The organism is Citrobacter sp. C13 (assembly GCF_014596815.2).
GTDB lineage: Bacteria > Pseudomonadota > Gammaproteobacteria > Enterobacterales > Enterobacteriaceae > Citrobacter > Citrobacter portucalensis.
This window is the reverse complement of the sequence record NZ_CP115024.1, coordinates 1,831,464-1,852,748: the sequence shown is the minus strand read 5'-3', so window position 1 is coordinate 1,852,748 and position 21,285 is coordinate 1,831,464. Positions and strand designations below refer to the sequence as shown.

The 21,285-nt window shown below is 50.1% G+C and carries 18 protein-coding genes, 2 pseudogenes and 1 other annotated feature; of the genes and pseudogenes, 11 read left to right on the top strand and 9 right to left on the bottom strand.

The window, feature by feature from the left end:
• Positions 1-325 precede the first annotated feature (325 nt).
• A complete protein-coding gene (gene sbcB, locus IB222_RS08635; RefSeq protein WP_149384319.1) occupies positions 326-1,750 on the top strand; it encodes an exodeoxyribonuclease I in 1,425 nt (474 codons plus the stop codon).
• A 59-nt stretch (positions 1,751-1,809) separates the two neighbouring features.
• On the opposite strand, the gene plaP is transcribed toward sbcB, so the two are convergent.
• From plaP to IB222_RS08620, 3 genes and pseudogenes are all read right to left on the bottom strand, one after another.
• Positions 1,810-3,171, bottom strand: a complete 1,362-nt coding sequence (plaP, locus tag IB222_RS08630) for a putrescine/proton symporter PlaP (RefSeq protein WP_003834188.1) — start codon at positions 3,169-3,171, stop codon at positions 1,810-1,812.
• A 214-nt stretch (positions 3,172-3,385) separates the two neighbouring features.
• A pseudogene (locus IB222_RS08625) lies at positions 3,386-4,370 on the bottom strand (LysR family transcriptional regulator).
• A 41-nt stretch (positions 4,371-4,411) separates the two neighbouring features.
• Positions 4,412-5,236 carry an SDR family oxidoreductase gene (locus tag IB222_RS08620; RefSeq protein ID WP_003834190.1) on the bottom strand — a complete coding sequence of 275 codons (825 nt, stop codon included), beginning with the start codon at positions 5,234-5,236 and terminating at the stop codon, positions 4,412-4,414.
• Positions 5,237-5,410: 174 nt separating this feature from the next.
• Between IB222_RS08620 and hisL the strand changes: the two genes are divergently transcribed.
• The 9 genes from hisL (at position 5,411) to hisIE (ending at position 12,778) form a co-directional block, all read left to right on the top strand.
• Positions 5,411-5,458 carry a his operon leader peptide gene (hisL, locus tag IB222_RS08615; RefSeq protein WP_100250077.1) on the top strand — a complete coding sequence of 16 codons (48 nt, stop codon included), beginning with the start codon at positions 5,411-5,413 and terminating at the stop codon, positions 5,456-5,458.
• Positions 5,434-5,556, top strand: a sequence feature (His leader region). (Overlaps the previous gene by 25 nt.)
• 45 nt (positions 5,557-5,601) lie before the next feature.
• The gene (gene hisG, locus IB222_RS08610) at positions 5,602-6,501 is read left to right on the top strand and encodes an ATP phosphoribosyltransferase (protein ID WP_003834191.1); all 900 of its coding nucleotides are present in this window, start codon (positions 5,602-5,604) and stop codon (positions 6,499-6,501) included.
• Between the two features lie 127 nt (positions 6,502-6,628).
• Positions 6,629-7,933 carry a histidinol dehydrogenase gene (gene hisD / locus IB222_RS08605; RefSeq protein WP_149384320.1) on the top strand — a complete coding sequence of 435 codons (1,305 nt, stop codon included), beginning with the start codon at positions 6,629-6,631 and terminating at the stop codon, positions 7,931-7,933.
• Positions 7,930-9,009: a histidinol-phosphate transaminase gene (hisC, locus tag IB222_RS08600; protein ID WP_008785164.1), complete on the top strand. Its 1,080-nt coding sequence runs from the start codon at positions 7,930-7,932 to the stop codon at positions 9,007-9,009. The genes hisD and hisC overlap by 4 nt, the downstream gene beginning before the upstream one ends.
• A complete protein-coding gene (gene hisB, locus IB222_RS08595) occupies positions 9,006-10,088 on the top strand; it encodes a bifunctional histidinol-phosphatase/imidazoleglycerol-phosphate dehydratase HisB (protein WP_149384321.1) in 1,083 nt (360 codons plus the stop codon). The genes hisC and hisB overlap by 4 nt, the downstream gene beginning before the upstream one ends.
• On the top strand, positions 10,088-10,678 hold the full coding sequence (gene hisH / locus IB222_RS08590; RefSeq protein WP_148361799.1) for an imidazole glycerol phosphate synthase subunit HisH: 591 nt from the start codon (positions 10,088-10,090) through the stop codon (positions 10,676-10,678). Before hisB ends, hisH begins: the two co-directional genes overlap by 1 nt.
• Positions 10,678-11,415 carry a 1-(5-phosphoribosyl)-5-[(5-phosphoribosylamino)methylideneamino]imidazole-4-carboxamide isomerase gene (hisA, locus tag IB222_RS08585; RefSeq protein WP_148361798.1) on the top strand — a complete coding sequence of 246 codons (738 nt, stop codon included), beginning with the start codon at positions 10,678-10,680 and terminating at the stop codon, positions 11,413-11,415. Before hisH ends, hisA begins: the two co-directional genes overlap by 1 nt.
• Entirely contained in the window at positions 11,397-12,173 is a 777-nt protein-coding gene (hisF, locus tag IB222_RS08580; protein WP_019077116.1) for an imidazole glycerol phosphate synthase subunit HisF, read from the top strand. The genes hisA and hisF overlap by 19 nt, the downstream gene beginning before the upstream one ends.
• Positions 12,167-12,778, top strand: a complete 612-nt coding sequence (gene hisIE / locus IB222_RS08575; RefSeq protein WP_148361797.1) for a bifunctional phosphoribosyl-AMP cyclohydrolase/phosphoribosyl-ATP diphosphatase HisIE — start codon at positions 12,167-12,169, stop codon at positions 12,776-12,778. Before hisF ends, hisIE begins: the two co-directional genes overlap by 7 nt.
• A gap of 55 nt (positions 12,779-12,833) precedes the next feature.
• On the opposite strand, the gene wzzB is transcribed toward hisIE, so the two are convergent.
• The gene (gene wzzB / locus IB222_RS08570) at positions 12,834-13,817 is read right to left on the bottom strand and encodes an LPS O-antigen chain length determinant protein WzzB (RefSeq protein WP_149384322.1); all 984 of its coding nucleotides are present in this window, start codon (positions 13,815-13,817) and stop codon (positions 12,834-12,836) included.
• A 158-nt stretch (positions 13,818-13,975) separates the two neighbouring features.
• Here wzzB and IB222_RS08565 point away from each other — a divergent pair.
• Positions 13,976-14,283: pseudogene (locus IB222_RS08565) on the top strand (protein CapI); the annotation flags it as partial.
• A 48-nt stretch (positions 14,284-14,331) separates the two neighbouring features.
• On the opposite strand, the gene ugd reads toward IB222_RS08565, so the two are convergent.
• The 5 genes from ugd to IB222_RS08540 all read right to left on the bottom strand — a co-directional run bounded on the left by ugd (position 14,332) and on the right by IB222_RS08540 (position 21,285).
• A complete protein-coding gene (gene ugd / locus IB222_RS08560; RefSeq protein ID WP_148361795.1) occupies positions 14,332-15,498 on the bottom strand; it encodes a UDP-glucose 6-dehydrogenase in 1,167 nt (388 codons plus the stop codon).
• A 235-nt stretch (positions 15,499-15,733) separates the two neighbouring features.
• Positions 15,734-17,140 (bottom strand): NADP-dependent phosphogluconate dehydrogenase, encoded by a 1,407-nt coding sequence (gene gndA / locus IB222_RS08555; RefSeq protein WP_148361794.1) that lies wholly within the window; start codon positions 17,138-17,140, stop codon positions 15,734-15,736.
• A gap of 149 nt (positions 17,141-17,289) precedes the next feature.
• Positions 17,290-18,351, bottom strand: coding sequence for an acyltransferase (locus tag IB222_RS08550; RefSeq protein ID WP_149384323.1), 1,062 nt, complete (start codon positions 18,349-18,351; stop codon positions 17,290-17,292).
• Positions 18,352-18,436: 85 nt separating this feature from the next.
• On the bottom strand, positions 18,437-19,864 hold the full coding sequence (locus IB222_RS08545) for a phosphomannomutase (RefSeq protein ID WP_148361792.1): 1,428 nt from the start codon (positions 19,862-19,864) through the stop codon (positions 18,437-18,439).
• Positions 19,864-21,285, bottom strand: a complete 1,422-nt coding sequence (locus IB222_RS08540; protein WP_148361791.1) for a mannose-1-phosphate guanylyltransferase/mannose-6-phosphate isomerase — start codon at positions 21,283-21,285, stop codon at positions 19,864-19,866. The genes IB222_RS08545 and IB222_RS08540 overlap by 1 nt, the downstream gene beginning before the upstream one ends.

Sequence of the window (21,285 nt, the reverse complement as noted above, 5' to 3'; positions counted from 1 at the left end):
TCATTACAATGCATGACAGCGAATTGGCATAAATAAAAAACCATTGTTTATAAAAGACTTTTAAAGTTTCCAGAACACAACAAAGAAGAATAAAATAACAATAATGGTTATCAGTTAGATTATTTACAAATCCGCAACTTCAAGATATTTTATTTCCGTAATTTATTTTAACAGTGCGGAATTTATTTATTAATTCTATTAAAGTCCTGTTTATCTCAATTTTATTGCGTACACAATCCAGCTTCGATAATGCCATAGCTGATTATCTCGCTATTTTTTGGTATTCTTGGACGAGCGCTAAATTGATCCCGGACATAACTGAACAATGAATGACGGCAAGCAGCAACCTGGTTTTCTCTTCCACGATTACGAGACCTTTGGTACCCATCCGGCGCTGGACAGACCCGCGCAATTTGCGGCTATTCGCACAGATAATGATTTCAACATCATAGGCGAGCCAGAGGTCTTTTATTGCAAACCCGCAGACGACTATCTACCGCAGCCTGAGGCGGTGTTGATTACGGGTATCACACCGCAGGAAGCACGTGAAAAGGGAGAGAATGAAGCCGCTTTTGCTGCCCGCATCCACGCCCTGTTCACCGTGCCGAAAACCTGTATCCTGGGCTATAACAACGTGCGCTTCGATGATGAGGTGACGCGCAACATCCTGTATCGCAATTTCTACGATCCCTATGCCTGGAGCTGGCAGAACGATAATTCGCGCTGGGATCTGCTGGATGTGATGCGCGCCTGCTATGCCCTGCGCCCTGAAGGCATTAACTGGCCGGAAAACGACGACGGCTTACCCAGCTTTCGCCTGGAGCATTTGACCAAAGCCAACGGTATTGAGCATGCCAATGCTCACGATGCGATGGCGGACGTATACGCCACAATTGCAATGGCGCAATTAGTGAAGTCGCGCCAGCCGCGACTGTTTGATTATCTCTACAGCCATCGTAATAAGCACAAGCTGGCCGCGTTGATTGATGTCCCGCAAATGAAGCCGCTGGTCCATGTCTCTGGTATGTTCGGCGCATGGCGCGGCAACACCAGCTGGGTAGCGCCATTGGCGTGGCATCCGGAGAATCGCAACGCGGTTATTATGGTCGACTTAGCCGGTGATATTTCGCCGCTGCTCGAACTCGACAGTGACGCCCTGCGCGAGAGGCTTTACACGTCTAAAGCGGATCTGGGTGATAACCCGGCCGTACCGGTTAAACTGGTGCACATCAACAAATGCCCGGTCCTGGCACAGGCGAATACCCTGCGTCCGGAAGATGCCGACCGTCTTGGCATTAACCGCCAGCACTGTCTGGATAATCTCAAAATTCTGCGCGAAAATCCGCAAATACGCGACAAAGTGGTCGCGATCTTTGCCGATGCAGAACCCTTTACGCCATCAGAAAACGTGGATGCCCAGCTGTACAACGGCTTTTTCAGCGATGCCGACCGTGCGGCGATGAAAATCGTTCTGGAAACCGAACCACGCAATTTACCGGCGCTGGATATCTCCTTTGTCGATAAGCGCATTGAAAAACTGTTGTTTAATTACCGTGCACGTAACTTCCCGGGAACGCTGGACGAAGCAGAACAGCAACGCTGGCTGGACCATCGCCGCCAGGTATTCACACCGGAGTTTTTGCAAAATTACGCCAATGAACTGCAGTTATTGAGCCAGCAATATGCGGATAACAAAGAAAAGTTGATGCTGCTGAAATCACTCTGGCAGTATGCCGAAGAGATTGTATAAATCCCACGTATAAAAAAACGGAGAACATGTCTCCGTTTTTTTTTAGTAAAATGCTGTTATTACGCGACATCTTCGTCGTACTGCGGTACCGGGTTGCGGAAGCTTTTGGTCACACAAGCCAGGTAAATCAGACCAATACCGGCCCAGATCAGACCCAGAACCATTGAGCTCTCTTCCAGGTTAACCCACAGCGCACCAACTGTCAGCGCACCGCACATCGGCAGGAACAGATACTGGAAGTGGTCTTTCAGCGTCTTGTTACGCTTCTCACGGATCCAGAACTGGGAGATCACTGACAGGTTAACGAAGGTAAACGCCACCAGCGCACCAAAGTTAATCAGCGCCGTCGCCATCACCAGGTCGAAGTTGATTGCCAGCAGAGCAATCGCACCAACCAGAATGATGTTCATAGACGGAGTACGCCATTTCGGGTGTACATAACCGAAGAAACTTTTCGGGAACACGCCGTCACGCCCCATCACGTACATTAAACGCGCTACGCCAGCATGCGCCGCCATACCGGACGCCAGTACGGTAATGGTAGAGAAAATCAGCGCGCCAACCTGGAAGAACTTACCGGCGACGTACAGCATGATTTCCGGCTGTGAAGCGTCTGGATCTTTGAAGCGCGAGATATCCGGGAAGTACAGCTGCAACAGATAGGTGGAGACGATAAAGATCAGGCCACCAATCAGCGCAGTCAGGAAAATCGCACGCGGGATCACACGCTCAGCGTCTTTGGTTTCTTCTGACAGGTTGCTGATACCGTCAAAACCGGTGAACGAGAAGCACAGGATGGTCGCGCCCGTGATCATCGGGATCACGTGTGCATCACCTGACCAGAACGGACGGCTGCTCGCCAGCGTACCGGCACCTTCCCCTTCGAACACGCCATAAACGACCATGCCGAGGATCACTGCAATCAGCACCACCTGCAACAACACGATTACGGTGTTGAAATTCGCAACGGATTTAAGGCTGCGCAGGTTAAAGGCGGTCATAAAGGCCACCAGCGCCACCACGAATATCCATGACGGTATCGACGGCACCAGGGCTTCAAAATAAATTTTTGCCAACAGAATGTTGATCATCGGAGCGAACAGGTAGTCCAGCAGTGATGACCAACCCACCATAAAGCCAACGGTCGGGCTAATGGATTTCTGGGCGTAAGTGTAGGCAGAGCCTGCAGACGGATAGCGACGCACCAGTTTACCGTAGCTCAGTGCGGTAAAGAGGATGGCGATCAGTGCAAAGGCGTAAGCTGTCGGGACGTGACCATCGGTCATTCCTGATACGATACCGAATGTATCGAACAGCGTCATCGGCTGCATATAGGCAAGGCCCATCATGACAACCGGAACCAGCGTAAGCGTTTTACGTAATTCCACGCGAGAGGTGTTTGGAGTAGCGTTATGCGACATGGTTATCCCCCATTACGGCGAAAACCGTCGCGTAAGCAAAAAATTGCCCCATTTTTTGTTAATCCTCAGCGACAACAACTGTCGATTTTTAAGTAAGTATCTATCCGGTACGAAGCCCGGCCTCTTTTATGAATGATTGGTTTGATGCAAAAAAATAACCGACGCGTATTAAAACGTCGGTTAATGTCATTTTTTGCAAGCGGCGTATTTTGCACTAAATTGGGGAGAAATAACAAGAGATTGAAGTAGCCACAAAAGAATATTTTTTCTTAACTGATTGATTTATCAGCAGCCGTTTTCACATACACCCCTGCAATAGCACTATTTGCTAAAATTTCATCCCGCCACCAGGCACTGGCCAACCCGGCGGTCTGTTCATTCCAGCCTATCCACACGGGTTCAAAGACAATTTGTGCGACCACTTTTTTCTCAATCAGTGCGCCGCTTTCCAGAAATCGCTGCGCCAGGTAGCGCGGAATATAACCACATCCCAGACCGCTGATTTGCAATTCCAGCTTGGTTTTGAAGTCAAAAACGGTAATAGCTTCCTGATCGTCAAGCACCTGGGAACCTGAGACGTTGGCATGCTGCGCATTGTCGCCCACCACAATGGCGCGAAAACGGCGAATGGTACGACGATTTAACGGTTCCTGTTCCTGCGCCAGCGGGTGATGCGGCGCAACCACAAACACCTGTTCCAAAACTCCCAGCCGTGCAAAACCAAATTCGCTCGCTGCTGGGGGTTCATGCATGGCGCCAACGATAATATCCGCCCGGCCCTGAATGAGGGCATCCCAGGAGCCGCCCAGCACGCCATTGATAAATTTCAGGCGCGTCACGCTGTGGTGTTGATAGAAAGATTCGATGAGTGGGGCCAGCAGTGAAAAGGGAAACGTATCATCTACGCCAATAACCAGTTCATTCTCCCAGCCTTCGTGAAGTTTAATCGCCTGTTTTTCGAGTTCACGGACGGTGTGCAGCACCTCCCGCCCCTTTTCCAGCAGCATCTGTCCGGTGCGGGTGAACTTAGCCCGGTGTCCGCTGCGATCGAGTAGCTGAATATTAAGATCGCTTTCCAGCTTATGGACGGTGTAGCTAAGCGCAGACGGCGTCTTAAACAATTTTGCCGACGCCGCCGCGAAACTGCCCTCTTTTTCTAATGCATCGAGGATGATAAGAACGTCCAGCAGTGGTTTCATACTCGCCCCCTGGCGGTATACAGCGGCACTCTGCTGGATTGTCACTCCATCGGCATCACCAGCGGGTCAGGATACTGGTACTCAAACCCAAGCTCATTACAAATACGGTTGCCATCAATGACTTTACCTTTACCGTTATCCGTACCGCCGCGAAATTCCGGCGGCTCCATCCCCAACTGGCGGGCCATCTGCGGATAGAACACGTTACGCGCCGGATGCATAGGCGCACATATATTATAGATGTGTCCCCCTTTAGGCGCTTGCAGCAGTAACGTGATGGCAGAAACTACATCGTCCAGATGCACCAGATTGACGCCATGATGTCCGTCAGGTGCTGTCTTGCCAGCGAAGAAGCGACCAGGATGTCTTCCCGGACCGACCAACCCGGCCAGACGCAAAATATCCACCGACGTACCTGGCAAATTGTGCAACCAGTCTTCAAGTTCTTTCAGGACACGACCGCTCGCCGTGACCGGATTACGCGCCGTTCCCTCTTTCACTGTTCCTTGAACGTCACCATAGACTGACGTCGAACTGGTAAAAATAATTCGTGGGATGCGATACGCCAGCGCGCTGTCGACCAGTTCCTGCATTGCCTGCAGGTAAAATGCTTCCCCAGGACCGCTGCGGCGTGCAGGCAGCGTAATAACCAGCGCATCGGCGTCCATCAGTGCATCGAGATCGTCAGCCTCACAGACCAGTTCAGGTTCCAGGCGCAGCGAGTAGCTCTCGATACCGCTCATGCGGGCCGCTTCCACCCCATCCAATGTGGTTTTGCTGCCGGTAACCTGCCAGCCTCTCGCCGCCAGCGACATGGCTAACGGCATGCCTAACCAACCTAACCCGACAATTGCGACCTTTTTCATGCCTTCTCTCCTGACTTTTGGCCTATAACGCAAGGCTACGCCAGCCCACGGTGGCTGACAATTCATAGTATCAATATGAAATGAATTAATGATCAAAAAAAGCCCTTGCTTTCCGTAGCTAAAGTGGTTTAGGTTAAAAGACATCAAATGAATAAACATTCATCGAGAAAATTTATGACACGCGCTCAATTCAAACACCATCATCACCATCATCCTGACTAGTCTTTCAGGCGATGTGTGCTGGGAGACATTTAAATCTTCCAGCGGTGCATGAGCGTATGAGAAAGCCCCCGGAAGATTTCTTCCGGGGGCTTTTTTTTGTGCGTGACCCAAACTGATTCAGACAGGATAACGAGGAATAAAGAATGTTAGACAACACCCGTTTACGCATAGCTATGCAGAAATCAGGCCGCTTAAGCGATGATTCACGCGAATTACTGGCCCGTTGCGGCATTAAAATTAATCTTCACACCCAGCGCCTGATTGCGATGGCGGAGAACATGCCGATCGATATTCTGCGCGTGCGTGATGACGATATCCCAGGTCTGGTGATGGACGGCGTCGTTGACCTCGGCATCATCGGGGAAAACGTTCTGGAAGAGGAACTGCTCAACCGCCGGGCCCAGGGTGAAGACCCTCGCTATTTTACCCTGCGCCGTCTGGACTTCGGCGGCTGCCGTCTTTCGCTGGCAACCCCGGTTGATGAAGCCTGGGATGGCCCGGCAGCGCTGAACGGTAAACGTATCGCGACCTCTTACCCACACCTGCTCAAACGTTATCTCGATCAGAAAGGAGTTTCGTTTAAATCTTGTCTGTTAAACGGCTCAGTAGAAGTCGCTCCCCGTGCGGGTCTGGCTGATGCGATTTGCGATCTGGTGTCCACCGGCGCAACGCTTGAAGCCAACGGTCTGCGCGAAGTAGAAGTGATCTACCGCTCTAAAGCCTGTCTGATTCAGCGCGACGGCGAAATGGCCGAAGCCAAGCAACAACTGATCGACAAACTGCTGACCCGTATCCAGGGGGTTATTCAGGCCCGCGAATCCAAATACATCATGATGCACGCGCCGAGCGAGCGTCTGGACGAGGTCATCGCCCTGCTGCCCGGCGCTGAGCGCCCTACTATTCTGCCGCTGGCAGGAGACCAGCAGCGCGTTGCCATGCACATGGTCAGCAGCGAAACCCTGTTCTGGGAAACAATGGAAAAACTGAAAGCGCTCGGTGCCAGCTCAATTCTGGTGTTGCCGATTGAGAAGATGATGGAGTGATCTGTTGCCTGATAGCGCTTCGCTTATCAGGCCTACAAGAATTGTCACAATTATTGATATTACGGGTCTTGTAGGCCGGATAAGGCAGCGACGCCATCCGGCAACACCCGATGATGGAGTAACGACCATGAGCTTCAATACCCCGATTGACTGGAATAGCTGTAGCCCTGAGCAGCAGCGCGAACTGCTGATGCGCCCGGCAATTTCCGCCTCTGAAAGCATCAGCCGTACGGTGGCCGAGATCCTTGAGAACGTCAAAAATAACGGCGACCGGGCGCTGCGTGAATACAGCGCAAAGTTCGATAAAACCGAGGTTGGCGCGCTGCGCGTGACCGAGGAAGAAATCCAGCAAGCCAGCAGTCGCCTGAGCAACGAGCTAAAACAAGCGATGCAGGCGGCGGTGAGAAATATTGATACTTTCCACACCGCGCAGATCCTGCCGCCGGTGGATATCGAAACCCAGCCAGGCGTGCGTTGCCAGCAGGTTACCCGCCCTATCGCTTCCGTGGGCCTGTATATTCCTGGAGGTTCGGCGCCGCTGTTTTCTACCGTATTAATGCTGGCGACCCCGGCGCGCATCGCTGGCTGCAAAAAAGTGGTGCTGTGCTCACCGCCGCCGATTGCCGATGAAATCCTCTACGCCGCGCAGCTATGTGGCGTAAAAGAGGTGTTTAATGTGGGCGGCGCGCAGGCCATTGCCGCGCTGGCGCTGGGCACCGAATCTATTCCTAAGGTCGATAAAATCTTCGGGCCAGGCAATGCATATGTGACCGAAGCCAAACGCCAGGTCAGCCAGCGTCTTGACGGCGCGGCCATCGACATGCCTGCTGGCCCGTCCGAAGTGCTGGTTATCGCCGATAGCGGCGCGACGCCGGACTTTGTTGCCTCTGACCTGCTTTCTCAGGCAGAACACGGTCCCGACTCGCAGGTTATTCTCCTGACGCCAGACGCTACGCTTGCCGAAGGCGTTGCCAAAGCCGTTGAACGCCAGCTTGCTGAGCTTTCCCGCGCTGAGACCGCACGTCAGGCACTCTCCTCCAGCCGCTTAATCGTGGCGAAAGATCTGGCGCAGTGCGTTGAAATATCTAACGCCTACGGTCCGGAACACCTGATTATTCAGACCCGCAACGCGCGTGAACTGGTTGATGAGATCACCAGCGCCGGTTCGGTGTTCCTCGGCGACTGGTCGCCGGAATCCGCAGGCGACTATGCTTCTGGCACCAACCACGTTCTTCCGACCTACGGCTATACCGCGACCTGCTCAAGCCTTGGACTGGCTGATTTCCAGAAACGGATGACCGTACAGGAATTAACCCCACAAGGTTTCTCTGCCCTGGCCTCAACCATTGAAACACTGGCCGCTGCTGAACGACTGACTGCCCACAAAAATGCCGTCACCCTGCGCGTTAACGCCCTGAAGGAGCAAGCATGAGCACTGACAACTTTCTCAGCGTCACTGATTTAGCCCGTAAGAATGTTCGCGAATTAACGCCCTATCAGTCTGCCCGTCGTCTCGGCGGTAACGGAGATGTCTGGCTCAACGCGAATGAATACCCCACCGCCGTTGAGTTCCAGCTCACTCAGCAAACGCTGAACCGCTACCCGGAATGTCAGCCGAAAGCGGTGATTGAAAATTACGCGCAGTATGCTGGCGTCAAACCGGAGCAGGTGCTGGTCAGCCGCGGCGCAGATGAAGGGATCGAACTGCTGGTGCGCGCGTTTTGCGAACCCGGTAAAGATGCGATTCTGTACTGCCCGCCGACTTATGGCATGTACAGCGTCAGCGCCGAAACGATTGGCGTTGAGTGCCGCACCGTTCCAACCCTTGATAGCTGGCAACTTGATTTGCAAGGCATCGCGGACAAGCTTGATGGCGTGAAAGTTGTTTACGTATGCAGCCCGAACAACCCAACCGGCCAACTGATCAAGCCACAGGATCTGCGTTCGCTGCTCGACATGACGCAGGGTAAAGCTATCGTGGTTGCCGATGAAGCGTATATCGAGTTTTGCCCGCAGGCCACGCTGGCAGGCTGGCTGTCTGAGTATCCGCATCTGGTGATATTACGCACGTTGTCCAAAGCGTTTGCGCTCGCCGGTTTACGCTGCGGGTTTACGCTGGCGAATGAAGAGGTTATCAATCTGCTGTTAAAAGTGATTGCCCCTTACCCACTCTCTACGCCGGTGGCAGATATCGCCGCCCAGGCGCTGACGCCGCAAGGGATTTCCGCCATGCGTAAACGCGTAGAGCAGATCCTGGAAGAGCGTCAGTATCTGGTAGATAACCTGAAAACAATTCGCTGTGTAGAGCAGGTATTCGATTCTGAAACCAACTATGTTCTGGCGCGCTTCACCGCATCAAGTAGCGTATTTAAATCTTTGTGGGATCAGGGCATTATCTTACGAGATCAGAATAAACAACCTTCGTTAAGCGGCTGCCTGCGAATTACTGTCGGAACCCGTGAAGAGAGCCAGCGCGTCATTGACGCCTTACGTGCGGAGCAAGTATGAGCCAGAAGTATCTTTTTATTGACCGTGATGGAACCCTGATTTCCGAACCGCCAAGTGACTTTCAGGTCGATCGCTTTGACAAACTCGCCTTCGAGCCGGAAGTTGTTCCCGTTTTGCTGAAACTGCAAAAAGCAGGTTTTAAGCTGGTTATGATTACTAACCAGGATGGACTCGGAACCCAGAGTTTCCCACAGACTGATTTTGACGGTCCGCATAACCTGATGATGCAAATTTTCACCTCTCAGGGCGTGACGTTTGATGAAGTATTGATCTGCCCGCACCTGCCAGCGGACGAGTGTGATTGCCGTAAGCCAAAAGTGAAGCTGGTTGAACAGTATCTGGTTGAACAGTATCTGGTTGAACAGGCCATGGATATGGCGAACAGCTACGTCATTGGCGATCGGGTGACCGATATCCAGCTCGCTGAAAACATGGGCATTAGCGGATTGCGTTACCATCGCGACACCCTAAACTGGGCGATGATCGGCGAGCAGTTGACCAAACGTGACCGCTACGCACACGTTGAGCGTAATACAAAAGAAACGCAGATTGACGTCAAAGTCTGGCTGGACCGCGAAGGCCGCAGCAAAATCAATACTGGCGTTGGCTTCTTTGACCACATGTTGGATCAAATCGCCACCCACGGCGGTTTTCGCATGGAGATTGCCGTCAAGGGCGATCTGTATATAGACGATCACCACACCGTTGAAGATACCGGTCTGGCGCTGGGCGAAGCCTTAAAGCTGGCGTTAGGCGATAAACGCGGCATCAACCGTTTTGGTTTTGTACTGCCGATGGACGAATGCCTGGCACGTTGCGCGCTGGATATCTCCGGCCGTCCACACCTGGAGTACCGCGCGGAGTTTACCTACCAGCGCGTTGGCGATCTGAGCACGGAGATGATCGAACACTTCTTCCGTTCACTCTCCTACACCATGGGCGTCACCCTGCACCTGAAAACCAAAGGCAAAAATGACCATCACCGTGTGGAGAGCCTGTTTAAAGCCTTTGGCCGTACGCTGCGTCAGGCGATTCGTGTAGAAGGCGACACGCTGCCCTCTTCAAAAGGAGTGCTGTAATGAACGTGGTGATTCTGGACACCGGCTGCGCCAATCTGCACTCGGTAAAATCCGCCGTCGCACGCCACGGATATGATCCCGTTGTCAGCCGTGACCCGGACGTGGTGCTGCGCGCCGATAAACTGTTTCTGCCGGGCGTCGGCACCGCGCAGGCGGCTATGGACCAGTTGCACGAGCGCGAACTGATTGAACTGATTAAAGCCTGTACGCAACCGGTACTGGGGATCTGTTTAGGTATGCAACTGCTGGGCCGTCGCAGCGAAGAGAGTAACGGTGTCTCACTACTGGGCATTATTGAACAGGACGTCCCGAAGATGACCGATTTCGGTCTGCCGCTGCCGCATATGGGCTGGAATCGCGTCTATCCGCAGGCGGGGAACCGTCTGTTCCAGGGCATTGAAGATGGTGCGTATTTCTACTTTGTACACAGCTACGCTATGCCGGTAAACCCGTGGACCATCGCCCGGTGCAATTACGGCGAACCGTTTACCGCGGCAGTACAAAAGGACAATTTCTTTGGCGTACAGTTTCACCCGGAACGTTCGGGCGCGGCTGGGGCACAGTTGCTGAAAAACTTTCTGGAGATGTAATGATTATTCCGGCATTAGATTTAATCGACGGCACGGTGGTGCGTCTTCATCAGGGCGATTACGCTAAGCAACGTGATTACGGCAACGATCCTCTCCCCCGTTTGCAGGATTATGCAGCCCAGGGTGCTGAAGTGCTGCACCTGGTTGATTTAACCGGCGCGAAAGACCCGGCACAGCGCCAGATCCCGCTGATCAAAACGCTGGTCGCTGGCGTCAACGTTCCGGTTCAGGTTGGCGGCGGCGTGCGTACAGAAGCAGACGTGGCGGCGCTTCTTGACGCAGGTGTGGCGCGCGTGGTGGTGGGTTCGACGGCGGTAAAATCCCCCGAGATAGTCAAGAGCTGGTTTGCCCGTTTTGGCGCCGACGCGCTGGTGCTGGCGCTGGACGTTCGCATTGACGAGCGCGGTAATAAACAGGTAGCGGTCAGCGGCTGGCAGGAAGATTCCGGGGTTTCACTGGAAGAACTGGTTGAGACCTATTTGCCCGTCGGTCTGAAGCACGTGCTGTGCACCGATATCTCCCGCGACGGTACTCTGGCAGGCTCAAATGTCGCGCTGTATGAAGAAGTGTGCGCCAAATATCCGCAGGTGGCGTTTCAGTCATCTGGTGGTATTGGTGGAATCGAGGACGTAGCGGCCCTGCGCGGGACCGGTGTTCGTGGTGTTATCGTCGGACGAGCCCTGCTGGAAGGAAAGTTCACCGTTGAGGAGGCTATTCAATGCTGGCAAAACGCATAATTCCTTGTCTGGACGTCCGTGATGGGCAGGTGGTAAAAGGCGTCCAGTTCCGCAATCACGAGATTATTGGCGACATTGTCCCGCTGGCAAAACGCTATGCCGATGAAGGCGCAGATGAACTGGTGTTCTACGATATCACCGCTTCCAGCGATGGCCGCGTAGTGGATAAAAGCTGGGTATCACGCGTGGCGGAAGTGATCGATATTCCATTCTGTGTTGCCGGTGGCATTAAATCCATCGACGATGCGGCGCGCATTCTCTCCTTCGGGGCGGACAAAATCTCCATCAACTCCCCGGCCCTGGCCGAACCGGAACTTATCACCCGTCTGGCGGACCGCTTCGGCGTGCAGTGCATCGTGGTGGGCATTGATACCTGGTATGACGCCGAAACCGGCAAATATCATGTAAATCAGTATACCGGAGATGAAAGCCGTACCCGCGTCACGCAGTGGGAAACACTGGACTGGGTGCAGGAGGTCCAAAAACGCGGCGCGGGCGAAATCGTCCTGAACATGATGAACCAGGACGGCGTACGTAACGGTTATGACCTGGAACAACTGAAAAAAGTGCGTGACGTTTGCCACGTCCCGCTGATTGCCTCCGGCGGTGCGGGCACCATGGAACACTTTCTCGAAGCCTTCCGGGATGCCGACGTTGACGGCGCGCTTGCCGCCTCCGTCTTCCACAAACAAATTATCAATATTGGCGAATTAAAAGCGTACCTGGCAACACAGGGCGTGGAGATCAGGATATGTTAACGAAGCAACAATGCCGCGAGCTGGACTGGGAAAAAACCGACGGACTGATGCCAGTCATCGTGCAGCATGCGGTTTCCGGTGAAGTATTGATGCTGGGTTATATGAACCCGGAGGCGCTGGATAAAACGCTCGAAAGCGGCAAAGTAACCTTTTTCTCGCGGACCAAGCAGCGCCTGTGGACCAAAGGAGAGACCTCCGGTCACTTCCTGAATGTGGTGAGCATTGCGCCTGACTGCGACAACGACACCCTGCTGGTGCTGGTTAACCCGATTGGCCCGACCTGCCATAAAGGCACTTCAAGCTGCTTTGGCGACATTAGCCACCAGTGGCTGTTCCTGTATCAGCTGGAGCAACTGCTGGCCGAACGTAAAAATGCTGACCCAGCCAGCTCCTACACCGCGAAACTGTATGCCAGCGGCACCAAACGCATCGCACAGAAAGTGGGTGAAGAAGGCGTAGAAACCGCGCTGGCCGCGACGGTGAACGACCGTTTTGAGCTGACAAATGAAGCTTCTGATCTGATGTATCACCTGCTGGTGCTGCTGCAGGACCAGGACCTCGACCTGACGACGGTGATTGAGAATTTACGTAAGCGTCATCAGTAAGGTGCAGATATGAAAAAACCGGGCGCTGCCCGGTTTTTTGTTGTCAGGTTCAAACTTACTCAGCTTTGGCTTTGTAACCGCACAGAGCATTTCGCCCCAGCACTACGCCTGCACCAATCATCCCACCGAGCAGAACCGCCAGCACGAGGGTAATCGCTTTTTTCGGGCTGTCACGACGAATCGGTAACGTTGGTTTCATCACATAGCGGTAGGCGTGTAACTCAGCCCCTTCAAGCTTAAGACTTTCGAAATCCAACAGCTTTTGTTTGGTCTGGAAGTAGTTATCAGACAATATCAAAGGGCGTGTAGATTCGTGCTCAATCATGGACTTCAGGGCATCACTACCCAACAGGAACATACTGTCCTGCGTCACATCCTGCGTCTGCTGAATTTGCGGCTTAATCACCCCGGCCTGCTCTGCATAACGCAGCGCTTCCTGAATTTGCTTAATTCGCAGATCTTTTTGCTCCTGAGCGACCACTTCCTGAGTTTTCAGAGAGTCTTGCAACGTGGTTGTTTGCAACTTGATATTATCAACCAGGTCAAGCTCCAGCTCTTTAGCAACCTTTTCATCTGTTTGTTGAATGTATTCGGCGAGCTGACGCTGAGCGTCTTCTGGTGAGCTACCCACATAAGAAACCGCCAACGGCAGCGGTTGACCTTTAACAGATTGTTCAATTGACAGTTTCTGTGGTTCTTCCTGATTATCAAGCGTTTCAGCCAATGCAGAGAGAGAAGTACTGAACCGACCAACCACGTTTGTCTGCAGTTCAGTAGCCTTGGGGGCGCTGACACCATACAACACATTGAGGGCGTTGTTATATGTGGCGATCTGACCAACATCCGGTTGAGTAATAATGGCTGTTGAGGTCCATTTCTCCTTAGCAACTGCCAGATAGCCCACAGCAAGCACTATGGCAATAACAATCGCGATAACGATTGTTACTTTCCCACGCCATAACTGTACCAGTAAATCAATCAGATCAATCTGTTCCGGATCGTGACTGCGCCCGGACATGTTGTTATCACTTACAGACATAGAAACCCTAGATAAGGAAAGACTTAAACTGGGATTAGTTTAGCTATAAATTGAGGCAATGCCATAGGATTAATGATAAAAAAATCAAATTGTTTCAGGGATTTTGATTGGTTTTTCAAACACTACTGGAATACGATACGTTTATAAAGTGGACTGATGCAGACACGCAATGGACCGTAGAGACGCGCAAGCCCGCGGCCAGCATGCGCCCTATCCCGTTGACAATATCGGCAATAGTTAACTGGTTGATCTAATGGACTATATCCAGGCTCTGGAAGATGCACTGAGTATTGAAGCGAAGAAAAATATGCTACCGCTACAGCCAGGTGATGTTCTGGAAACCAGCGCGGACACTAAAGCACTGTATGAGGTAATTGGTTTTAAACCTGAAACCACGATAAAAGATAGGGTGAAGAACTTTGTTGGCTGGTACCGTGATTTCTACAAAGTTTTATTACTGGCCTGATTAAAATAAAAAAGGCCTTATATTAAGGCCTTTTTTATGGAGACGAGATTAATCACTACCAAACAAATCGCGGGTATATACTTTTTCTGCAACATCAGCTAATTCTGACACCATGCGGTTAGAAATAATAATGTCTGCTTCATTTTTGAACGTATTAAGATCACGCACTACCCGAGAGTGGAAAAATTCGTCCTCTTCTACGACGGGTTCGTAAATAATCACGGGCACGCCCTTTGCCTTAATGCGCTTCATGATGCCCTGAATGGATGATGCACGGAAATTATCGGAACCGCTTTTCATAATTAAACGGTATACGCCAACTACTTTAGGTTGACGGGCAAGAATAGAGTCTGCAATGAAGTCCTTACGCGTACGGTTAGCATCAACGATTGCGCCAATAATGTTATTCGGCACAGATGCATAATTCGCCAATAGCTGCTTAGTATCTTTCGGTAGACAGTAGCCGCCATAGCCGAATGACGGATTGTTGTAGTGATTACCGATACGGGGATCCAGGCACACGCCTTCAATAATCTGTCGTGAGTTCAGACCAAGGCTTTCGGCATAGCTATCCAGCTCGTTAAAGTAGGCCACACGTAACGCCAGATAGGTGTTAGCAAACAACTTGATGGCTTCGGCTTCAGTCGAGTCAGTAAATAAGGTCGGGATATCTTTCTTCACCGCCCCTTCCAGCAGCAACCCGGCAAAGCGCTCGGCACGTTCAGAACGTTCACCAATAACAATACGAGACGGATGCAGGTTGTCGTATAGAGCTTTACCCTCACGCAGGAATTCAGGGGAGAAGATGATATTATTTGTTCTATATTTTTGACGCATTGATTGAGTAAAACCGACAGGAACTGTCGATTTTATTATCATTATGGCATCTGGATTTATTTCAATAACATCCCTTATGACTGACTCGACACTGCTAGTATCAAAGTAATTAGTTTTAGGATCGTAGTCTGTTGGGGTTGCAATAATGATAAACTCAGCACTCTGATAAGCGTAGTATTTATCTAGTGTAGCTTCGAATTTTATATCTTTTGATTGCAGAAACTGTTCAATTTCTTGATCAACTATCGGAGATATCCTATTATTTAGCATCTCGACACGTGAGGGAACAATGTCCAGAGCAATGACCTTATGATGTTGGGCGATAAGAAGACTATTTGACAGACCAACATACCCAGTACCAGAAATGGTGATTTTCATTTCATGCTCTCAGTATTATCTTAATATTTAATCATGATGCCGTACATCTTGATAAGAGGATAATGTTTTAACTTTTTTTTAAATATCATGTCAACGAAGGTTAAAACAATTAAGATTTTCTTTATCAGATTACGCCAGGAATATTAAGAAAAGATTAAGCAATCAACTTAAATCAATAGAATTTGAGATAAAAAAAAGCCCGGTCAAAAAACCGGGCTAGTGTACGTCAGAAGACTTACTCCATCCATTCGGTGTGGAATACACCTTCTTTATCTGTGCGTTTATACGTATGTGCACCAAAGTAGTCACGCTGGGCCTGGATCAGGTTAGCCGGCAGTACCGCAGAACGGTAGCTGTCGTAGTAGGCTACCGCTGCTGAGAAGGTCGGTACCGGAATACCGTTCTGCACAGCATAAGCCACTACATCACGCAGCGCTTGCTGATATTCATCAGCGATATTTTTAAAGTACGGAGCCAGCAGCAGGTTCGCGATGCCTTTGTTTTCAGCATACGCGTCAGTAATTTTCTGCAGGAACTGCGCACGAATAATGCAGCCCGCGCGGAAAATCTTCGCGATTTCGCCGTAGTTCAGATCCCAGTTGTACTCGTCAGACGCGGCACGCAGCTGAGAGAAGCCCTGTGCGTAGGAGACGATCTTGCCCAGGTACAGCGCGCGACGAACTTTTTCAACAAACTCTGCTTTACCACCAGCCAGTTTAGCCTGCGGGCCAGACAGCACTTTAGATGCCGCAACGCGCTGGTCTTTCAAAGAAGAGATGTAGCGCGCGAATACAGACTCGGTGATCAGCGACAGCGGTTCGCCCAGATCCAGAGAACTCTGGCTGGTCCATTTACCGGTACCTTTGTTCGCCGCTTCGTCCAGGATAACATCAACCAGGTATTTACCCTCTTCATCTTTTTTGGTGAAGATGTCTTTGGTGATGTCGATCAGGTAACTGCTCAGCTCGCCTTCATTCCACTCGGTGAAGGTGGTAGCCAGCTCTTCGTTAGACAGGTTCAGGCCGCCTTTCAGCAGGGAATAGGCTTCAGCAATCAGCTGCATATCACCATATTCGATACCGTTGTGCACCATCTTCACGTAATGACCCGCACCGTCAGCGCCGATGTAAGTTACACATGGTTCGCCATCTTCAGCAACCGCAGCAATCTTGGTCAGGATAGGCGCAACCAACTCATACGCTTCTTTCTGGCCACCAGGCATGATAGATGGACCTTTCAGGGCTCCCTCTTCACCGCCGGACACGCCGGTACCGATGAAGTTAAAACCTTCAGCAGACAGTTCACGGTTACGACGGATAGTGTCCTGGAAGAAGGTGTTACCACCATCAATGATGATGTCGCCTTTATCAAGGTACGGCTTCAGGGAATCGATAGCAGCATCAGTTCCCGCCCCTGCTTTAACCATTAACAGAATACGACGTGGGGTTTCAAGAGACTCGACGAACTCTTTCACCGTGTAATAAGGAACCAGTTTCTTACCCGGGTTCTCGGCAACAACTTCTTCAGTTTTCTCGCGAGAGCGGTTGAAGATGGAGACGGTATAACCACGGCTTTCGATGTTGAGCGCCAGGTTGCGCCCCATCACAGCCATACCGACGACGCCGATCTGTTGCTTGGACATTACATACTCCTGTCAGGTGTGGTTCTGCGAATCATTACGCAGGTAAATACTCTTGTAATGTTAACCCATCTTAGGCTCATTTGAATAGCATCATTCTACATTTACTACGCGTGAAGTATCGTTATATATGATGATATTAAATACAATCATCAATTCTTACTTAACTTTAGTTTTTTTAACAATCTTAGAATGAGTAGATTATCTAGTATAATGGAGAATATCAATGCCAGTACAAAAGCAGCTACTGCGGTTAATACTGAATTAATAACATCGCTGCTTGTAGCGGTTTTTGTGAAGCCACTGACATAGTACATCATAAAAACATGAGTTAAATAGATGCCATAGGTATGTTTAGAAGACTTTGTAATCCAACGCGTTAACGTCGATTCGCGCATAGTTTGAAATAAAATAAAAAACCCGCTTGCACAGAGCACCATATTTATATCAATACCATAGGGTGGTTGATTATTACTCAGTACGTTAAAATTAACCCACGTTATCACGAGCGTGAGTGTATACCCTGCGATACAGAGCGCGTAAGCGTACTTTCTATATTTAGAGAGTTTCAGGCCGTTGAGTAATCCACCAATTAGAAAATAGATAAACCAACCATCCGCGATATAAGGTATAGAAATAATATTAGCCGAGGGAAAGTAGCGGTTGATATAAAGCTGATACCAACTAATACCCAGCAAGAAAGCAATCGCTTTGAGGCGAACGCCTAACTCAATACGCTGTATAACATAGCCAACAAAGGGTGCAACAGCATAAGCGCCAATGATCCAGTATACAAACCAGTAGTGGAGAGAAACGAACATTGAACCATTAAATGCCGGACCGATAATGACCGCATGCAGGAAATTAGTAACAGTAGTCAACGAAAAGAAACCCGACAAAGCATAATCGGCTCGTCCAAAGTTAAAGTGCACCATAAAGTAATGAATATAGGCATAGATCAAAAAAGGTATGATAATAGCCACAAATCTGTTGTAGTAATACTTTTTCAGACTAACGATCTGTTCATTAAGCGCAAAATACCCACTAATTATGAAAAATGAGATAAATCCCGCACGTGATACCGACTGTAATATCAATGCAGCAACATTCGTATCTGCGCCGCGTGTATACTCAGGAGTCGAATGAATTAAAACCACCATGAATATAGCAAAGACTCTAAGTACCTCAATACCTTGCATTCTTTTTGCGTTCATATAAATTTTATCTATCTGGACTAATAACAAATAGGGCAACAAATACTGTTGCCCTATTTAGATTAAATACATCGCTGAATAAGTACTACGACGATAGTTCTTTTAGTTGGGTGAGCGTAGTTTCTACAAGTGTGACAGCGGCTACCGCACTGTTGCTCTCTGCATAGCAGCGCAGTTCTGGCGCATTGCCCGACGGGCGCAGATGAATCACGTCGTCATCGCTAAGGGTAATACGTATGCCATCGGTGCAGTCCACGCTTTTAACACTTTCGTTAAAGCCGAGGGATTTCACAAACGCGAGTGGATCATCCTGTGCATCAGCAATAATCTTTTTGCTCAGTGCCGTTGCAAAGTTTTGGATACGATCTGAATGGGTGAACCGCTGTGGCAGATCAAGTAGGAGATGCGAAACCGTGTTATTTGCCGTCACTGCGCGGGTAAATACCATAAGGAAAGGCAACACGGCATCACGTGTCGGCAATGCGTTAATCGTATTTTCACCGAAGGAGACACTGCTGCCCAACAAGAACCCGCCGTTAGCTTCAAAACCGGCAACACGGTCAAAATTAGCATTCAGTCCGCTAAAAGCAGCAATCACATACGGCGAGCCAATTCTTGTGAGTTCGATATGTTTGAACAGACCAGATTTTTCGATTGCTGTATTGCAGCTTACCGGTATAGCCAGTGCTTCAATGCCTAGTGCCCTAGCACAGAGCAGACCCAAGATATCTCCACGCAACCATTCGCCCTTTTCATCAGCCACCAAGGGGCGATCACCATCGCCATCAGTCGAAAAGATTGCATCGAGATTAAATTCTACCGCCCATTTGCGCGCTTTAACCTTATCCTCCTCCGCCACAGCTTCGGTATCAATAGGCACAAACTCATCGCTACGACCAATACTGATCACCTCTGCACCAAGTTGGGTAAAGATTTTAGCATAGAGATCGCGTCCGGCACTGGAGTGCTCATAAATTCCTACTCGCTTGCCGGCGAGCGTAGTAGCCGAGAACAATGAGGTATAGCGCTCAATATAACTGCTAGCCGCCAGCGGCGACGTAATCAAGTCGGGTAGCGGCAGTGTCAGGTTAAAAGAAGACTCGCACTGCAAGATGCTGAGTTCATCGGCTTTCGTGATCTCACCATCCGGACGGTAAAATTTCAGACCGTTACGATCGAATGGAATATGACTCCCAGTGACCATAATGGCCGGGATCTTATCTTGCAGTGATTTATTAGCCAGCGCAGGCGTTGGGACCACGCCGTAATAGGCTGCTGTCATTCCCTTATCTATAATGGCACGAGCACAGGCCTGCGCCATAGCATAGCTACTTGGACGGTTATCAATGGCTAAGGCAACGGTATCAAAGGTGAAATCCTTTGCTATTACATCAATAAATGAATGTGCAAAAGCGGCGCACACCTCAGGTTTAAAATCGACTACTAGTCCTCTCGCTCCGCTGGTTCCAAACGCAATATTGCTGTTTTCAATTACATGTCTGGAATTTAACATTATTTATTGTCCTTAACTCGTCCATACTTATCATCAATTCGCACAATATCGTCACTACCAAGATAGGCCCCTGACTGAATTTCAATGACTTCCAGCGGAACTTTACCCGGGTTTTCTAGGGTATGTACTACTCCTACCGGGATAAAAGTCGATTCATTTTCGGATACCAGGAAACTATCTTCGCCTCGCGTTACTTTTGCTGTTCCGGCGACGACAACCCAATGTTCTGCACGGTGGTAGTGCATTTGCGTTGAGATGCGCTCTCCTGGCTTAACAGTAATTCGTTTAACCAGGTAACGACTACCTTGGTCAACAGAATCATAGCGTCCCCAAGGGCGGTACTCTTCACGGTGGAAAATATGCTCACTGCGATTTTCACTTTTGAGAACATCAACAACTTTTTTGATATCCTGAACCTGATCTTGTTTCGCAATTAATAGAGCATCTTTAGTCTGGACAATGACAAGATCGTCCGCACCAATGGTTGTTACAAGAGAGTTTTCAGCATAAACATAGTTGTTCTTGCTGTTGTGATAGATCACATCACCATGAGTTACGTTACCATTATAATCTTTAATGGAGATATCCCACAGTGAGTTCCATGAGCCGACGTCACACCATTGGGCATCCATAGGCACGACGACGCTATGACCGGTCTTTTCCATCACGGCATAATCAACAGAGTCGTCCGGGCAAGCGGCAAAAACATCTTTTTCAAGGCGGATAAAGTCAAGGTCAATTGAGGCACCTGCCATCGCCAACTTACAGGCGTCGAGGATGTCCGGACGGAATTTTTCCAGTTCGGCCAGGTAGACGCTGGCTTTGAACATAAACATGCCACTATTCCACAGATAGTGGCCGTCACGAAAATAGGTTTCTGCCGTCGTCTGATCAGGTTTTTCAACAAACGCATCAACTTTGTAGACCGCCTCGGCCACAGCATCGCCCTGACGAATGTAGCCATAACCCGTTTCCGCACGCGATGGTACGATGCCAAAGGTCACCATTTTGCCGTTTACCGCCTGGGTCTGCGCTTGGGTTACGCTACTGCAAAACGCCTCTACGTTCTGGATGACATGATCGGCAGCCAGCACCAGCATAATAGGATCGTCTCCATCCCTTAATGCGTGGAGCGCCGCGAGGGCGATAGCCGGGGCGGTGTTGCGACCAACAGGCTCAAGGATGATGTCAAAATCGACAATCCCCACCTGTCGGAGCTGTTCAGCGACGATAAAACGATGCTCATTGTTGCTGATAATCAGCGGGATAGTGCACTCAAGACTTTCGAGCCGGAGGAGAGTAGCCTGCAATAACGAAGAGTCGTCAACTAATGACAAAAATTGTTTTGGGTACAGAGAGCGGGAAAGAGGCCAAAGTCGTGTTCCTGAGCCACCAGCCATAACAACAGGTAATATTTTCAT

Coding starts and splice junctions, on each gene's coding strand:
- sbcB (WP_149384319.1), top strand. CDS start 326: ATGAATGACGGCAAGCAGCAACCTGGTTTTCTCTTCCACGATTACGAG.
- plaP (WP_003834188.1), bottom strand. CDS start 3,171: ATGTCGCATAACGCTACTCCAAACACCTCTCGCGTGGAATTACGTAAA.
- IB222_RS08620 (WP_003834190.1), bottom strand. CDS start 5,236: ATGAAAAAGGTCGCAATTGTCGGGTTAGGTTGGTTAGGCATGCCGTTA.
- hisG (WP_003834191.1), top strand. CDS start 5,602: ATGTTAGACAACACCCGTTTACGCATAGCTATGCAGAAATCAGGCCGC.
- hisD (WP_149384320.1), top strand. CDS start 6,629: ATGAGCTTCAATACCCCGATTGACTGGAATAGCTGTAGCCCTGAGCAG.
- hisC (WP_008785164.1), top strand. CDS start 7,930: ATGAGCACTGACAACTTTCTCAGCGTCACTGATTTAGCCCGTAAGAAT.
- hisB (WP_149384321.1), top strand. CDS start 9,006: ATGAGCCAGAAGTATCTTTTTATTGACCGTGATGGAACCCTGATTTCC.
- hisH (WP_148361799.1), top strand. CDS start 10,088: ATGAACGTGGTGATTCTGGACACCGGCTGCGCCAATCTGCACTCGGTA.
- hisA (WP_148361798.1), top strand. CDS start 10,678: ATGATTATTCCGGCATTAGATTTAATCGACGGCACGGTGGTGCGTCTT.
- hisF (WP_019077116.1), top strand. CDS start 11,397: ATGCTGGCAAAACGCATAATTCCTTGTCTGGACGTCCGTGATGGGCAG.
- hisIE (WP_148361797.1), top strand. CDS start 12,167: ATGTTAACGAAGCAACAATGCCGCGAGCTGGACTGGGAAAAAACCGAC.
- wzzB (WP_149384322.1), bottom strand. CDS start 13,817: ATGTCTGTAAGTGATAACAACATGTCCGGGCGCAGTCACGATCCGGAA.
- ugd (WP_148361795.1), bottom strand. CDS start 15,498: ATGAAAATCACCATTTCTGGTACTGGGTATGTTGGTCTGTCAAATAGT.
- gndA (WP_148361794.1), bottom strand. CDS start 17,140: ATGTCCAAGCAACAGATCGGCGTCGTCGGTATGGCTGTGATGGGGCGC.
- IB222_RS08550 (WP_149384323.1), bottom strand. CDS start 18,351: ATGAACGCAAAAAGAATGCAAGGTATTGAGGTACTTAGAGTCTTTGCT.
- IB222_RS08545 (WP_148361792.1), bottom strand. CDS start 19,864: ATGTTAAATTCCAGACATGTAATTGAAAACAGCAATATTGCGTTTGGA.
- IB222_RS08540 (WP_148361791.1), bottom strand. CDS start 21,285: ATGAAAATATTACCTGTTGTTATGGCTGGTGGCTCAGGAACACGACTT.